This window comes from Tissierella praeacuta DSM 18095, from assembly GCF_900128955.1.
In the GTDB taxonomy this organism is placed as follows: domain Bacteria; phylum Bacillota; class Clostridia; order Tissierellales; family Tissierellaceae; genus Tissierella; species Tissierella praeacuta.
In genome coordinates, this window is the sequence record NZ_FQTY01000029.1 from 1 (window position 1) to 15,773 (window position 15,773).

13 protein-coding genes, 1 pseudogene and 2 riboswitches are annotated in these 15,773 nt (G+C 29.2%); of the genes and pseudogenes, 12 read left to right on the forward strand and 2 right to left on the reverse strand.

Annotation, left to right across the window (positions count from 1 at the left end; translation table 11 throughout):
• The 8 genes and pseudogenes from BUB33_RS15255 to BUB33_RS15290 form a co-directional block, all read left to right on the forward strand.
• A pseudogene (locus BUB33_RS15255) lies at window positions 1-294 on the forward strand (serine hydroxymethyltransferase); the annotation flags it as partial.
• 98 nt (window positions 295-392) lie between these two features.
• Complete coding sequence (locus BUB33_RS15260) at window positions 393-1,721, forward strand: DUF512 domain-containing protein (RefSeq protein WP_072978029.1); 1,329 nt, start codon at window positions 393-395, stop codon at window positions 1,719-1,721.
• A 10-nt stretch (window positions 1,722-1,731) separates the two neighbouring features.
• Window positions 1,732-3,051 carry a ribosome biogenesis GTPase Der gene (der, locus tag BUB33_RS15265; RefSeq protein WP_072978036.1) on the forward strand — a complete coding sequence of 440 codons (1,320 nt, stop codon included), beginning with the start codon at window positions 1,732-1,734 and terminating at the stop codon, window positions 3,049-3,051.
• Entirely contained in the window at window positions 3,051-3,644 is a 594-nt protein-coding gene (plsY, locus tag BUB33_RS15270; RefSeq protein WP_072978038.1) for a glycerol-3-phosphate 1-O-acyltransferase PlsY, read from the forward strand. The genes der and plsY overlap by 1 nt, the downstream gene beginning before the upstream one ends.
• A 13-nt stretch (window positions 3,645-3,657) precedes the next feature.
• The gene (locus BUB33_RS15275) at window positions 3,658-4,686 is read left to right on the forward strand and encodes an NAD(P)H-dependent glycerol-3-phosphate dehydrogenase (protein WP_072978041.1); all 1,029 of its coding nucleotides are present in this window, start codon (window positions 3,658-3,660) and stop codon (window positions 4,684-4,686) included.
• A gap of 331 nt (window positions 4,687-5,017) precedes the next feature.
• Window positions 5,018-5,653: a hypothetical protein gene (locus tag BUB33_RS15280; protein ID WP_072978043.1), complete on the forward strand. Its 636-nt coding sequence runs from the start codon at window positions 5,018-5,020 to the stop codon at window positions 5,651-5,653.
• Window positions 5,654-5,781: 128 nt separating this feature from the next.
• Entirely contained in the window at window positions 5,782-7,260 is a 1,479-nt protein-coding gene (gene spoIVA / locus BUB33_RS15285) for a stage IV sporulation protein A (RefSeq protein WP_072978045.1), read from the forward strand.
• Between the two features lie 232 nt (window positions 7,261-7,492).
• Window positions 7,493-9,331, forward strand: a complete 1,839-nt coding sequence (locus tag BUB33_RS15290; RefSeq protein WP_072978047.1) for an Eco57I restriction-modification methylase domain-containing protein — start codon at window positions 7,493-7,495, stop codon at window positions 9,329-9,331.
• A gap of 163 nt (window positions 9,332-9,494) precedes the next feature.
• A riboswitch (glycine riboswitch) is annotated at window positions 9,495-9,581 on the reverse strand.
• 4 nt (window positions 9,582-9,585) lie between these two features.
• Window positions 9,586-9,689, reverse strand: a riboswitch (glycine riboswitch).
• A gap of 190 nt (window positions 9,690-9,879) precedes the next feature.
• Here the strand turns inward: BUB33_RS15290 and BUB33_RS15295 are convergent.
• The gene (locus BUB33_RS15295; protein ID WP_072978049.1) at window positions 9,880-10,554 is read right to left on the reverse strand and encodes a PHP domain-containing protein; all 675 of its coding nucleotides are present in this window, start codon (window positions 10,552-10,554) and stop codon (window positions 9,880-9,882) included.
• Window positions 10,555-10,794: 240 nt separating this feature from the next.
• Between BUB33_RS15295 and BUB33_RS15300 the strand changes: the two genes are divergently transcribed.
• From BUB33_RS15300 to BUB33_RS15315, 4 genes are all read left to right on the forward strand, one after another.
• On the forward strand, window positions 10,795-11,661 hold the full coding sequence (locus BUB33_RS15300; protein WP_072978051.1) for a cation diffusion facilitator family transporter: 867 nt from the start codon (window positions 10,795-10,797) through the stop codon (window positions 11,659-11,661).
• Window positions 11,662-11,764: 103 nt separating this feature from the next.
• Window positions 11,765-12,790 (forward strand): C40 family peptidase, encoded by a 1,026-nt coding sequence (locus tag BUB33_RS15305; protein ID WP_072978053.1) that lies wholly within the window; start codon window positions 11,765-11,767, stop codon window positions 12,788-12,790.
• A 176-nt stretch (window positions 12,791-12,966) separates the two neighbouring features.
• On the forward strand, window positions 12,967-14,448 hold the full coding sequence (locus tag BUB33_RS15310; RefSeq protein WP_072978055.1) for a Na+/H+ antiporter NhaC family protein: 1,482 nt from the start codon (window positions 12,967-12,969) through the stop codon (window positions 14,446-14,448).
• Between the two features lie 124 nt (window positions 14,449-14,572).
• Window positions 14,573-15,418, forward strand: a complete 846-nt coding sequence (locus BUB33_RS15315; protein WP_072978057.1) for a bifunctional 5,10-methylenetetrahydrofolate dehydrogenase/5,10-methenyltetrahydrofolate cyclohydrolase — start codon at window positions 14,573-14,575, stop codon at window positions 15,416-15,418.
• A 79-nt stretch (window positions 15,419-15,497) separates the two neighbouring features.
• Here the strand turns inward: BUB33_RS15315 and BUB33_RS15320 are convergent.
• Window positions 15,498-15,773, reverse strand: a 276-nt coding sequence (locus BUB33_RS15320) for an IS3 family transposase (protein WP_143154915.1), incomplete at its 5' end; no start/stop codon positions are given.

Here is a 15,773-nt window from a genome sequence, read left to right on the forward strand (position 1 = left end):
TTAATCTTAATAGATGTTAGAACAAAAGGACTAACAGGTAAAAAGGCAGAAGCTCTATTAGATGATATAGGAGTAGCGACCAATAAAAACACAATTCCAAATGACCCAGAATCACCATTTATAACAAGTGGAATAAGAATTGGTACACCTGCAATGACAACACGTGGTATGAAAGAGGAAGATATGATGGAAATAGCTGAAATAATTACATTGGCTTTAGATGAAAGCAATGATAGAGATGCAATAAGAGCTAGAGTATCTAAATTATGTGATAAATATCCATTATATAGATAAGTACAAGCCTACAGAATTATCTGTAGGCTTATCTTTACATATTGGCTATACTATATTAGAATAATAAACATATACTTAAAATTAATTGAGGTGTAGAGATGGAATTAAAGAATTTTACAGAAGATAAAAACATTATAGAAGAAGTTGCAAAAGGTAGTATAGCTGAAGAATTAGAAATAGAACCAGGAGATATACTGTTATCTATAAATGATATATCTGTTAAAGACATTATAGATTATAAATATTTGGTTTCAGATGATTATGTAGTAGTTTCCATAGAAAAGAAATGTGGAGATATTTGGGAATTTGAAATTGAAAAGGATTTTGATGAAGATTTAGGTTTAGTATTTACTAATCCTTTGATAGACAAAGCTAAATCTTGCAGAAATAAATGTATATTTTGTTTTATTGACCAATTGCCTCCAAATATGAGAGAAACATTATATTTTAAAGATGATGATTCAAGGTTATCTTTTTTACAAGGAAATTTTATAACATTGACTAATATGAGTGACGAAGAAATAGATAGAATTATAAGATATAGACTCAGTCCTATCAATGTAAGTGTTCATACTACTAATCCAGAGCTTAGAATAAAAATGCTAAACAATAAAAATGCTGGAAGGATATATGAGATATTAAAAAGATTTAAAGATGCCAATCTTGAAGTTAACTGTCAAATAGTATTAGTTCCTGGAGTAAATGATGGGAAAGAATTGGAGAGAACTTTAGAAGATTTATCTAAACTATATCCTACAGTTGAAAGTGTGGCAGTTGTACCTATAGGTATAACTAAGTATAGGGAAAAGCTTCAAAAAGTAGAACCATATAATAAAGAGTCAGCTAATGAATTATTAGATTTTATCTTTAATAAACAAAATTATTTTCTAAAAGAGTTGGGAACAAGATTTGTTTTTGCTTCTGATGAATTTTTTGCCATGACTCATACTGAACTTCCAAAATCTAATGATTATGAAGGATTTCCACAACTAGAAAATGGAGTAGGTCTTATGAAATCCTTTGAAGATGAGATATTGACAGAACTTAAAAAAATAAAAACTCCAATAAATAATAATAAAAGATATATATTAGCAACTGGAACTTTAGCATATGATTTTATAGTTAAAATGAAAGATAAAATACTGGAAAAAATACATGGCATAGAATTAACAGTTATACCTATAGTTAATAGGTTTTTTGGAGAAACTATTACAGTGGCAGGATTAGTAACAGGCCAAGATTTAGTTGCTCAGTTAAGTAGTTATGATAATATAGATGGGATTATTATTCCTAGATCAATGATGAAAAGGGATGAAGAAATTTTTTTGGATAATCTAACTATTGAAGATGTATCAAAGGCACTTAATATTCCTGTAATTTCATCTGAAGTTGAAGGAAAAAGTTTAATCGATATAATAAAGAATTGAGGGATAATAAATGAATAGAGCAGTTGTTTGTATAGTTGGAAGACCAAATGTAGGTAAATCAACTTTATTTAATAAAATAGTAGGAAAGAGAATAGCAATAACAGAAGATACACCAGGCGTAACAAGAGATAGAATTTATGCGGAAGGTGAATGGCTTGGAAAATATTTTACTGTAATAGATACAGGTGGATTGGAGCCAGATAATGAAGAGATAATAATGAAAAATATAAAAAGACAAGCAGAGATAGCCATAGATACAGCTGATGTTATTTTGTTTGTAGTAGATGGACTAGAAGGACTCAATGATACAGATAAAGAAATTGGAAATATGCTTAGAAAATCAGGTAAAAATGTAATAGTAGCTTGCAATAAAATAGATAATGCTAATTTTAAAAATCAAGTATATGAATTCTATGAACTAGGACTAGGAGAGCCTATGATTATATCTGGTGAACAAGGTCTTGGCATTGGAGATTTATTGGATGAAATAGTGAAATATTTTCCAAAGGATAAGGATACAGATTATGATGAAGATTTAATAAAGGTTTCATTAATAGGTAAACCAAATGTAGGTAAGTCTTCTCTAATTAACAATATTTTAGGAGAAGATAGAGTAATTGTAACTAATATTCCAGGAACTACTAGGGATGCTATAGATACTTATTTTAATTATGGAGATAATAGGTATGTTTTTATTGATACAGCAGGATTAAGACGTAAAAGAAGCATATATGAAGAAGTAGAAAGATATTCTGTAATAAGAACATTAACGGCTGTAGATAGGTCGGATATCTGTATATTAGTTATAGATGCAACAGAAGGTGTTACAGAACAGGATACTAAAATAGCAGGATATGCCCATGATAATGGAAAAGCTATTATTATAGCTATAAACAAATGGGATTTAGTAAAAAAAGATACCAATACTCATTTAGAATTTGAAAAAGAAATTAGAAGGGTTTTAGGATTTATAGCATATGCACCTATTGTTTTCATCTCAGCATTAACAGGTCAAAGAGTAGATAAATTATTAGAGTTAATAAATGTAGTAAATAACAATTATAACTTGAGGATTAGCACAGGTGTATTAAATGATATAATTAATGAAGCAGTGCTAATGAATCAGCCCCCTAGTGATAAAGGAAAGAGAGCAAAAATTTATTATGGTACTCAAGTTTCTGTAAGACCACCAAAATTCTTAATATTTGTAAATTACAAAGAGCTTATGCATTTTTCATATGTAAGATACTTAGAAAATCAAATAAGAAATCATTTTGGTTTTATAGGCACACCTATCCAATTTGAATTTAAACAAAAGGGAGAGAAATGATGAGAATATTTATAACCATATTATTATCTTATCTAATAGGATGTTTTTCATCTGCATACTTTTTGGGAAAAGTATCTCAAAATATTGATATAAGAAATTATGGAAGTGGAAATGCAGGTGCAACTAATGCACTTCGTGTCCTAGGTAAAAAGATGGGGATATTAACCTTTGTTTTAGATATATTAAAAGGATTAATAGCTGTATTAATTGGAAAATATATAGCTGGATTTAATGGAAGTCTATTGGCAGGTATTTTTGTTGTTTTAGGACATGATTTTCCAATATTTCTTGGTTTTAAAGGTGGGAAAGGTGTTGCTACTTCTTTTGGAGTTTTATTATTACTTAATTGGAAAGTTGCATTAATATGCTTAGTAATTGCTTCTACTGTAATAATATTTACAAAATATGTATCTTTAGGTTCAATTGCGGCTTGTACTACTGCACCACTTGCTATAGTATTGACTTCAGATATAGTAAATAAAAATTTATATTTAACTATATGGTTTTTAGCTGCATTAACCGTATATAAACATAAAGCAAATATGGCTAGGTTATTCAGAGGTGAAGAAAATAAATTAGGTAAAAATATATAGGTAGGTGTTTAAAATGACTGAAAAGATTGGAGTATTAGGAGGCGGTAGCTGGGGAACTGCTTTAGGGGTTTTATTAGCTAACAAAGGTTATGATGTTGATATATGGTCAAGGGATAAAAAACAAGTTGAGGAAATGAACAATTCAAGAATTAATAAGAAATATCTTCCTGATATTATATTACCATCAAACTTAAAACTGACAAATGATTTGGAAAAGGTTAATTCTAATAAAGATTTAATAATTCTATCCGTTGGTACTCATGGAATCAGGGAGGTTTTAAAAAACTCTAAGCCTTATATTAAACCAAATCAAATAATAGTAAATGTTTCTAAGGGTATAGAGAATGGCTCTTTGCTTAGAATATCTCAAATAGTTGAAGAAATAATACCTAATAGTAAGTATGCTATACTATCAGGGCCTTCTCATGCAGAAGAAGTAGCTAATAATATACCTACTGCTGTTGTTTCAGCTTCTAAGGATAAGGATGTTTCAGAGTATGTTCAAGATTTATTTATTACTCCAAATTTTAGAGTATATACAAATCCAGATGTTATAGGAGTAGAATTAGGAGGAGCTTTAAAAAACATAATAGCTTTGGGAGCAGGTATATCTGATGGTTTAAATTGTGGTGATAATACTAAGGCAGCACTTATGACCAGAGGTATTTTTGAAATGGCAAGACTAGGTGAAAAAATGGGGGCAAAAACCAACACCTTTTCAGGTCTTTCAGGTATAGGGGACTTAATAGTAACTTGTACAAGTATGCATAGTAGGAATAGAAGGGCTGGAATACTCATTGGACAAGGCATGAAAATAGATGATGCTATTAAACAAATCGGAATGGTTGTAGAAGGTATAAAAACAACAAAATCCACTTTTGAATTGTCTAAGAAATATAATATTAATATGCCTATAACTGAAGAAATCTATGATGTATTATATGAAGATAAAGATGTTAGAAACTCTGTAGCTAATCTAATGATTAGGGATAGAAAACATGAAATGGAGAATATAGTACTAGAAAATAATAATTTATGGTAACCTGCTAAAACTAGCAGGTTTTTTTCATTAGCTTATAACATTTAAGTATTGAAATTTAGAGAAATAAATATGTTGACAATAAATACTAAAATATGATTTACTTGAATTAACAATTATAAGCAAACTATGTAGGTAGATATGTCCCTATGTCATAGAGGATATGTTATAGGAATATAAAGATTTATATTTGGTGGAGTATCTTGAAAAACTATATTCAAATGGAAAAGTAATATAATAATATTTTTGAATTTAAGCTTGAATATATGGCTGGGAAATGGATAATTATTAGATAAATGTAAAACAAAGATTATTTATAAAGGGGGCAGTTGTTATGAAAAGTAGAAAACTTTTTTTCATAATATTAATATTTACTACTGTAATGTCTTTAGTTGCTTGTTCAAAAGAGATAAATTCATCTAAACTATTAAGGAAGGAAGGGGTTATACCCTATCAATTATCAGAGAAGGAGAAATATATATTGCAGGCTTTTGGCATGGAAGGCAATTCACAAATTATTTCTTTTCATGCACCAAAAGAAGCAATAACTTTAAATGTAAATGTTTACAGACTTGAAGATGGCAAAAATTGGAGCAGCATTGGTGGCGGAGGTGTTTCAATAGGAATAGATAGAGAGCCTACGGAGCAATTAAATGGAGTTTTTACAATGCAACTAAAAGAAAATTATGTAGTGGATTTCAATATAAATGCTAGTGGAAGAGCTTCTTATAAAACAGAGGAAATTATACTTGATTTAGAAACAATGTCATCTACTAAAGACTTTTTACAAGAATTCAGGAAGATAGAAATCAACAAAGAAATACCTGTGGCTTTGATGGTTTATGATAGTGGTAGAAGCATGAGAAATTACTCTCTTCAAGACTATTTTGACCCATCTAAATTTTACGGAATGGATTTAGTGCAGGTAGTCACATTAACTTTTACTGATAAAGAATTGACTAATTCTTAATATTCCTATAGTAACCTATTAAATTTAGCAGTTTTTTTCATTAGCTTGTAATATTTTATACTTCCATACGTATATATATAATGTTAAGTATTGTATTTAAGTAAATATATTCATAAGGGGTGAACGGTGTGGAAGTATTTGATATATACAAAGATATTGCTGAGCGAACAGATGGAGATATTTATGCAGGTATTGTTGGCCCAGTTAGAACAGGGAAATCTACATTTATAAAGAGATTTATGGAACTGCTTGTTTTACCTAATATCGAAAACAAGCATAAAAAAGAAAGAGCTAAGGATGAATTACCCTTAAGTGGTTCGGGAAAAACAATAATGACTACAGAGCCAAAATTTGTACCTAATGAAGCCGTAGAACTTATATTAAATGAAAATGTTAAATTTAAAGTAAGAATGGTGGACTGTGTTGGATACTTAGTTAGTGGAGCCTTAGGACATGAAGAAAATTTTATACCTCGAATGGTAACTACCCCTTGGTATGAAAAAGAAATTCCCTTTGAAGAAGCTGCTGAAATCGGTACAAGAAAGGTTATTGCTGATCATTCTACTATTGGATTAGTTGTAACAACTGATGGATCTATAACTGATATAGATAGATCTAATTATATTAAGGCAGAGGAAAGGGTTATTTCAGAACTAAAAGAATTAGGAAAACCCTTCGTCATAATTCTAAACTCAAAGCATCCTAATTTAGATAGTACCATTGCCTTAAAGGAAAGTTTACAGAGCAAATATGGAGTGTCTGTAGTAGTGGTGGATTGTATTAATATGGATGCCCAAGATATTGAAAAAATCTTTGAAAAATTGTTATTCGAATTTCCTGTAAAAGAAGTTACTATCAATCTTCCAAAATGGATAGAAGGGTTACCAAAAAAACATTGGATAAAATCAAACATATTAAATTCATTAAAAGAAACTATAGAAGGGCTACAAAAATTAAATGAGGTTTCAGGATTTTTGGATCCATTAACTGAATTAGATATTGTAAAGGATGTAAAATTAGTTGAAATTAAATTAGGTGAAGGAGTTGTACACTCTGAAATAGTTATTGATGATAATTTATTCTATAATGTATTAAAGGATATGACAGGATATTCAATAGAAGGTGATTATCAATTATTAGGTTTGATTTCAAAATTAGCTGAAACTAAAAAGAAATATGATAAGATTGAAAAAGCCTTAATTGAAGCCAAGGAAATAGGATATGGTTTAGTAAGCCCTAGCTTAGAAGAAATGGAACTTGCTGAGCCAGAAATTTATCGTCAAGGCAATCGTTTTGGAGTAAAGCTAAAGGCAAAAGCACCATCTCTTCATGTACTTAGGGCTGATATAGCAACGGAGGTTTCTCCTCTCATTGGTACAGAAAAGCAATCTGAAGAATTAATACAGTATTTATTATCAGAATTTGAAGGGGAGCCTTCAAAGATTTGGCAATCAAATTTATTCGGTAAATCATTATATGACTTAGTAAATGAGCAGCTTCAAGGGAAGTTAAGTACAATGCCGGAAGATGCAAGACAAAAACTTAGAAGAGCCCTTGAAAGAATAATTAATGATGGTAGTGGAGGATTAATTTGTATAATTATATAACAAAAAAGGTAGAGTAGTTTTCTACCTTTTTTTATTATTAAAATATAGAAAGAATATATTAAAATATAACAATATAAAACTGTTGAATGGAATAGTACAATTAAGTTCCAGATAATGGTATAATAAAGGTATTGTCAAAAACTATATCTGTATAGAAGTAATGCTAGAATAAATTATTGTATATTGATTGGAATGGATTTTTAATATACATAAAAATTTTGAGGAGATAAAAATGGAAAATAATATATTAGGTGATATTTATCAAAAGAATACTGATAAAGAAATCCGTAAATCTATAGGACAATATTATACACCTCAGTTTATTATTAAATATATAATTAACAAAACTGTTAATAAAGCTGATATTATAAAAAATCCTTATATTAGCGTTATAGATATTTCCTGTGGTGCAGGATATTTTTTAATTGCAGCTTATGATGTATTAAAGAGAAAGTTTTTACTTGGATTAGAAGAATTAAAAGAGAAGTATAAGGAAGAAATATATGAACTAGAGAAGGATAATAGATTATTAATTGTGAAAGGGAAAGATTATTGGAAAGAAGAAAATCTTCATTACCATATACTGAAACATTGTATCTATGGTGCTGATAAAGACAAAGTTGCTGTAAATTTAACTAAAATAGAGTTGTCAAAAAAAGAACCAAATAAGTTAATAATAGAACCAAATATTGTAGAATGTGATAGCTTAGTTAAATGGGAAGAATTTAGTATAGATAAGAATAATTCAAAGAAGAAAGATAGGCTTATAAAGTTTTGGGGTAAAAAATATGATTATATAATAGGGAATCCTCCTTATATAGGGCATAAACAATTAGATATGGATTATAAACAATGGTTGTTGAATGAATACACTACTGTATTTAAAGATAAATCAGATATTTCCTTTTGCTTTTTAAAACGGATAGGTGACATTTTGTCTTCTAATGGTATATGTGGGATTATTACTTCTAGGTATTTTATGGAGAGTCCAACTGGCAAGAATTTGAGAATATATTTAACAAATAATACAAATATTTTAGAAATAGTAGATTTTTATGGAGCAAAGATATTTAGAGGAGTTGGAGTTGCAACAGCTATATATTTTTTTGAGAAAACTAAATCTTTAAATAATGAAATAAATGTAAATAAACTAATTAATGATGGATATAGGTTTAAGGAAACGGAAAATTTACATGAAACCATGAAAACTGATTTATTTGAAAGATTTCAAATAAATCAAGCTAGTCTATGTGCAGATAGATGGATGCTTATATCTAAAGAAAGCTTTAACATATATAAAAAAATAGAAAATAAGAGTAAATATAAACTAGGAGATATAGTTACATCATTTCAAGGTGTTATAACAGGCTGTGATAAGGCCTTTGTATTAACAGAAGAACTTATAAAGAAGTATAATATTGAAAAAGAATTATTAAAAAAATGGGCGAAAAATAAGGATATAGAAAGATATCATATATTAAATACAGAGCTATACTTAATATATTCAGATTCAATTAAACAGGAAAAGGACTATCCAAACAGTATAGAATTTATTAGAAAATATAAAGATAAACTGGAAAATAGGAGAGAGTGTAAAGTAGGTACAAGAAAATGGTATGAATTACAATGGGGAAGAGATACTAAACTATTTGATCAGCCTAAAATCGTATTTCCATATAAGGCAAGTACAAACAGGTTTGCATTAGATTATAATAATTTATATTGTAGTGCAGATGTATACTCTATAATTATTAAAGATGAATATAGAAAGAAGATTTCATTAGAATATCTTGTAGGATTACTTAATTCAAGGATTTATGAATTTTATTTTAAATTATTTGGGAAAAAAATGGGGAAGGAAATATATGATTATTATCCGAATTCCGTATTAGATATGAAAATAATAACAGAAGATATAATTTATGATATAGAGAATAGAGTTAAGCAGATAATGAAATTAGATAATGATAATAATAGACAAGAGATATACAAATTAGAGGAAGAGATAAATATGATTGTTGGAAACTATATAGGATTAGATGAAAGGGAATATAGGATTATATATAAATAAAATCGTGATTGTATAATCACGATTTTATTTGTGTGTGTGTCATAAAAATTAATATATACTTAATAACTTCACAGTAGAAGATATTAATGCCTATTTTAATAAAATTTACAAAAAAACGAAAGAACAGAGAGGTTGAGCATAGTAAAGAACCATCACTCTACCTCCCTGTCCTTGTATCTGAAAGTTTCCTCATAAATATACAAATTATGAATTGCTTCTTCGATGCTTGATTTAACAAGTCTCTCCAGGGGACGCGTCAAATTATTGTTAATTACCTGAGAGTTTCAGAATAGGATTAGTGTTATCTTTATTCTTTGCTCCTACGGTTATCCTAAAGGATATTTTCAATAATCATCATCCGCTTATTAAATTTTTTAACTAATAATATAATAGCATACTTCTAAAATAATTACAACAAAAAAATACAATTTTTATAGTAAAAAATATATTATAAGAAATGTTTATAAATGATAATAAATATATAAAAGGAACTTCTATGGTTATTAGAAGTTCCTTTTATATATTTATTATAAGAGAGAGTGAATTTGCTATTTAATAGTAGATACTCTTTTAGGTTGAATTATGTGATCCTCATAGAAATAATCAATATCCTTATATTCTCCATCTTTTCTCATTACTGGGTGAAAATTTCCAGTTTTTAAAGCTTCTATAAAATCTTTATGATCTCTTATTCTATCATGAAATTTAGTAGCATAGACTCCTAGCTTTTCAAGTCTATGAGCATCGCTAGCACCTAAAGAAGGTATATTTAATTCTGTAGCTAAAGCATAAGATTGTAAATTGTGATACGAATAAGTGCTACCATTGAAAGATTCTATTCCAGTTAAGAGATGGCTCACTTTTCTCATGTTTTCTCCCATGCCTCTATTGTTATTTCTAAAAGGATGAGCAGCAACAGCTGCACCATTATGTTTTTTTACTAATGTTAATAATTCTTCTGCACTTACCATTTCTTTTGGAATATCTTTTAATCCAAATACAAGTATATCTCCTTCATAAGTCAATACTTCTGCACCTACTATTACTAAAACACCATTGATTTTAGCAGAATCTCCTATATCATTTCGGAGTGTATTATTATCGTGGTTTGTAATACAAAGTCCATCTATTCCCATAAATTTAGCTAATTCAATAGATTCTTTAAAATCTAAAAAACTGTCAAATGAATATTTGTTTTCATGTACATGAGTATCTATAATCATGGATTGTACCTCCAATATTTACTTTATATTAATTAATATACCATAAAATGAAGTTGAAAATTTAAATATAGATAAATATTATACTTCAGAAAATCTTATTAAGAAGATTAATAAATCCTGAGCAATATTAATTATCAGTTGATAATGATTTCTATATTGGGAAATCAGTTGAATTATACAAGCTATATGCATATAATGGATATTATCATTATCAATTAAAATAAAAGGTGGAGATATATTATGGAAAATTATAAACTGGGAATAAGAGCTTCTTGGATAACTATAATTATAAATATAATATTAGCTGTATCAAAGATCGTTGCGGGGATTCTTGGAAGTAGTAATGCAATGGTTGCTGATGGAGTTCATACTTTATCAGATATATTAACTACTTTTGTAGTTTTAATGGGTTTAAAGATATCTTCCAAGGAAGCTGATGATGAACATCCTTATGGACATGAAAAATATGAATCCGTATTTGCTAAAATTTTAAGTGTATTACTATTATTAACAGGTATATTTATAGGATATAAATCTATTACAATTTTAATTAATGGAGATATTAAGATACCAAAATCAATTGCTTTAATAACTGCATTTTTATCTATTATAGTTAAAGAAGGTATGTATTGGTATACAATTAAAATTGCTAGGAAAATAAAAAGTATATCTATGGAGGCAGATGCTTGGCATCATAGGTCAGATGCTTTTTCATCAGTAGGTACTTTTGTAGGTGTTTTAGGTGCTCGATTAGGATTTCCTGCTTTAGATCCAATAGCAGGTATTATTGTATCTATGCTAGTTATTAAAGTTGGTGGGGATTTATATATTAAGTCAGTGAAGGAATTAGTTGATGAGTCAGCTAGTAAAGAGATGCTTAAGATTATTAAAGAAAAAACCAAATCTATAGATGGAGTTAGAGGAATTAAAGATTTAAAAACTAGAGTGTTTGGTAATAAAATATATGTAGATATAGAGATTTTTGTGGATTCTAATATTTCTGTAAAAATTGGTCATGATATTGCAGAAAAGGTTCATGATAGATTGGAAGCAGAAATAAGTGATATAAAGCATTGTATGATTCATATTGAGCCATTTCAGAAATAATAAGTAATTTTTGTAATCATTTTGTAATAATTAGGTTGCATGCTTTAATATAATAGAATATAATAGTGTTATATTTAAAATCTGATGCAAGGGAGTGTTCATATTGAATAATAGAAAACACAAACTGCCGACAACTATTGTGGGTATATGTCTTATTGGTTTAATTGGTTTTAAAGACACTGGTATATTTGTTAAGGAGTATCTTGGCACCAAGGAGGATGGCACTAAAGTTGTATTTAGCAAAGAAGAAAATGTTAATATTATCAAAGAAAATGATAGAGTTTATATAATTGAAAGAGAAAATACGAATTATGAAGTACCTAAGGATAATATTATAAAAGTGGCTCAAAACTACATAGTAATAAAAGACACTAATATTTTAGACAAGCCAGAGGGAAACTCTATTGGATTATTAACTACAAATCAGGTTGTACAAGCAATTAAATATGAAGAAAATTACGGTTTATTTAGTACAGAAAGAGGTACTAAGGGATATATAAAATTATCAGATGTTGAAATTGTAGAGGAAGAAAATATATCCTATGGTATTTCAAAAGTTGATAAGGTTTTAAAAAATGATAAATCTTTTTATACATTAATCAAAGGGGAAATGGTTTCTGTAAAGGATTTTAAAGATGATATTTATACTATTATAGATGAAGAGGGAAATGAATTTAAAGTAGGAGGAAGATATATCGAATTAAGAAATACAAGAGAAAAGGTTACTAGAGGAAACGTATCCAAAAGAGCAGCATCTGTTACTAAATTAATTAAAACGGCATATGGTGAATTGGGAAAACCATATGTATCTGCTGATACTGGAAAGCGGGGATATGATTGCTCAGGATTTACTTATTCCATGTACTTAAATGTATTGGGCATTAAGCTTAATAGGTCATCTAGTGATCAGGTGAAAAATGGGGTTGAAGTAAAAAGAGATGAATTGATTCCTGGGGACTTAGTATTTTTTAGAACTACTGGTAAGGGAATTGGTCATGTGGGTTTATATATTGGAGATAATAATATGATACATGCGTCTTCAGGTAGAAAGCAAGTTACTATATCCTCTTTAGATGAAGCTTATTACAAGGCTAGATATGTAACAGGAAGAAGAATCTTAAACAATTAATTCTAGAAAAACGCATTGAAGGACAAGGAGAGTCTTTTAATGCGTTTTAAAATGTCATAACAAATATCTAAATATTCTAATTAGTAAAAAATTTCAGTTGTCTAAGGTATTTTAATATGTTATACTTTAATTAAATTTTAACAATGCAGTTCCATAAAAAGGAGGAGGGTTAAAAAATGATAGCATTATTAAAGCTTTCACCCGTATTTTTACTAGCAGGACTTATGATGGCTAGTAACCTTGGTAACCTTGAACTGGATATTTTAGTTATAGCACCTATTGCAACAGTTTATGCTGCAATAATAGCTTATGCAACTGAAAAGATAAAGTTCAATGATATCGTTGATGCAGCAGTAGAAAATGTTAAAGAGATGCAATTAGTATTTTTTATTCTTATGCTTGCTTATGCTATGGCAGAAGCATTTATGTCAACAGGAGTTGGCGCTGCAATTATAAATATTGCTCTAAGATTAGGTTTAACAGCTAAAACTGTTGCAGTCACTGCATTTGTAGTTTCAGCAATTTTATCCATTGCAACTGGTACATCTTGGGGTACTTTTGCAGCCACCGCACCTATTTTTCTATGGTTGAATCATATAGTTGTTGGGAATCCAGCATTGACTGTTTGTGCAATTGCAGGTGGTGCTTGTTTTGGAGACAATATAGGACTTATATCAGATACTACTGTTGTTAGCTCCGGTATTCAAGGAGTAGAGGTAATACATAGAATAAGGCATCAAGGTGTATGGTCTATTCTATGTTTGGTTTTAGCAGCGGTTTTATTCTTTACATTTAGTTTAGGACTACCTAATACTGTAGGTAGTGCAGCAGATGCTATAAATCAAATTCCAGAAGAAGTATGGACGACTTTAGCTGAGAAGAGACCTGCCGCAGTAGATTTATTAAATCAGGTAAAGGAGGGAGTGCCGCCTTATATGATTTTACCACTAATAGTGGTATTAGCAGTTGCTATTAAAGGCTTACCTACTTTAGCGTGTTTAGGTCTTGGGCTTATTTCTTCATATTTATTAGGTTTAGTAGCAGGTACTGTTGAATCGACTCATGCATTTTTAGGCTCAGTATATACTGGATTTTCAGATGCTGGTTCATGGGTTATAGTTATGATGATGTGGGTTGGAGCATTTGGTGGTGTAATGTCTAAGATGCATGCCTTTAAACCATTGTCAGACTTTATATCTAAGGTATCAAGAAATGTTAGACAGTTAATGTTTGCTAATGGTATTTTATCTATTATAGGAAATTCTGCCTTAGCAGATGAGATGGCTCAAATAGTAACTATTGGACCAATTATAAAAGGTTTAGTTGAGGAGAATGTGGAAGGAAGCGAAGAGGATATGTATAAACTTAAATTAAGAAATGCTACCTTCTCAGACGCCTTGGGAGTATTTGGTTCTCAGCTTATTCCATGGCATGTATATGTAGGTTTCTTCGTTGGAATTGCAACAGCCATATATCCATTACATGAATTTGTAGCATTTGATTTAATTAAATATAATTTTATGGCAATCATAGCTGTAGTTTCAATATTATTATTGACTTTAACAGGCTTAGATAGACTTATTCCACTATTTGGTATGCCTGCTGAACCAAAGGTACGATTAAAGAAAAATATAAAAAATGTATCAAATAATAATTAATCAAAAGGCACTCAAGATTTGAGTGCCTTTTCCAATGAATTCTTGAATTTAAAAGGGAATATGTTATAATTTGAATTATCACTACAATTTAATTGTAGATAATAGATGAAAGAGGTGTTGTTAAATGGCAGAGATTTTAAAAGGTAATGTTGTAGCAGCTCAAATCAAGGAAAAAATGAAAAAGGACATTGAAGAACTTGCTAAAATAGGGAAAGTACCTACTTTGGGTATTGTTAGATTAGGGAATAATCCTGATGATGTTTCTTACGAGAAGAGTATAATTAAAAATTGTGAAACCATTGGAATAAAATCTCAAGTCTTTGAAAAAGACCTAGATATGACGACTAATGAATTAGTAGAGTTTATGGAAGAATTAAATCAAGATAATTCTATATCAGGAGTGCTTATATTTAGACCGTTACCAAAACATATTGATGAGGCAAGAATAAGAGAGGCATTATCTCCTGCTAAAGACGTTGATTGTATGCATCCTTTAAATTTAGCAAAAATATTTGAAGGGAATATGTCTGGATTTACACCTTGTACTCCAAAGGCGGCTATGGAGATATTATTATATAATAATGTTGAATTAGAAGGCAAAAATGTGGTAGTTGTTAATAGATCCATGGTACTTGGTAAACCTCTAGCTATGATGTTGCTTGAAAAGAATGCTACTGTAACTATTTGTCATTCTAGAACTAAAAATTTACATGAGATAACCAGCAAGGCTGATGTAGTAGTTACGGCTTTAGGAAAGGCAAAATTCTTTGATAAGAAATATTTTAATGAAAAATCAATTTGTATAGATGTAGGAGTTAGTTTAGATAATGAAGGAAAGTTAAGTGGGGATATTGATTATCCAGAAGTATCTGAGATGGTTTCTATGATAACGCCAGTACCTGGTGGGGTTGGTGCAGTGACTACATCACTTTTATTATCCCATGTAGTAGAAGCTTGTAAAAGAATGTAATAAAAAATTAAAATTAAAAGAGTCTTTTTGAACTGACCTTTGTCAAGTAGACAATCAATTTAATTAAAATTTATGCACATTAGGATGCATGGTTTCGATATTCTAAAGGAGCCATGCATCCTAATCCTTTTTGAAATCTTTTTTCATTGTAAAATTTTATATATTGAATTATTTTTTCCCTTAATTCTTCAAGTGTTTTAAACTTCTTACCGTAAAACATTTTAGTCTTTAATATACCAAAAAAACCTTCCATAGGACCATTATCTATACATTTACCAACTCTGGACATGCTTTGGGTCATTCCAGCTTCTTCAATCTTACTTTTGAAAATATTTCCTGTATATTGAAACCCTCT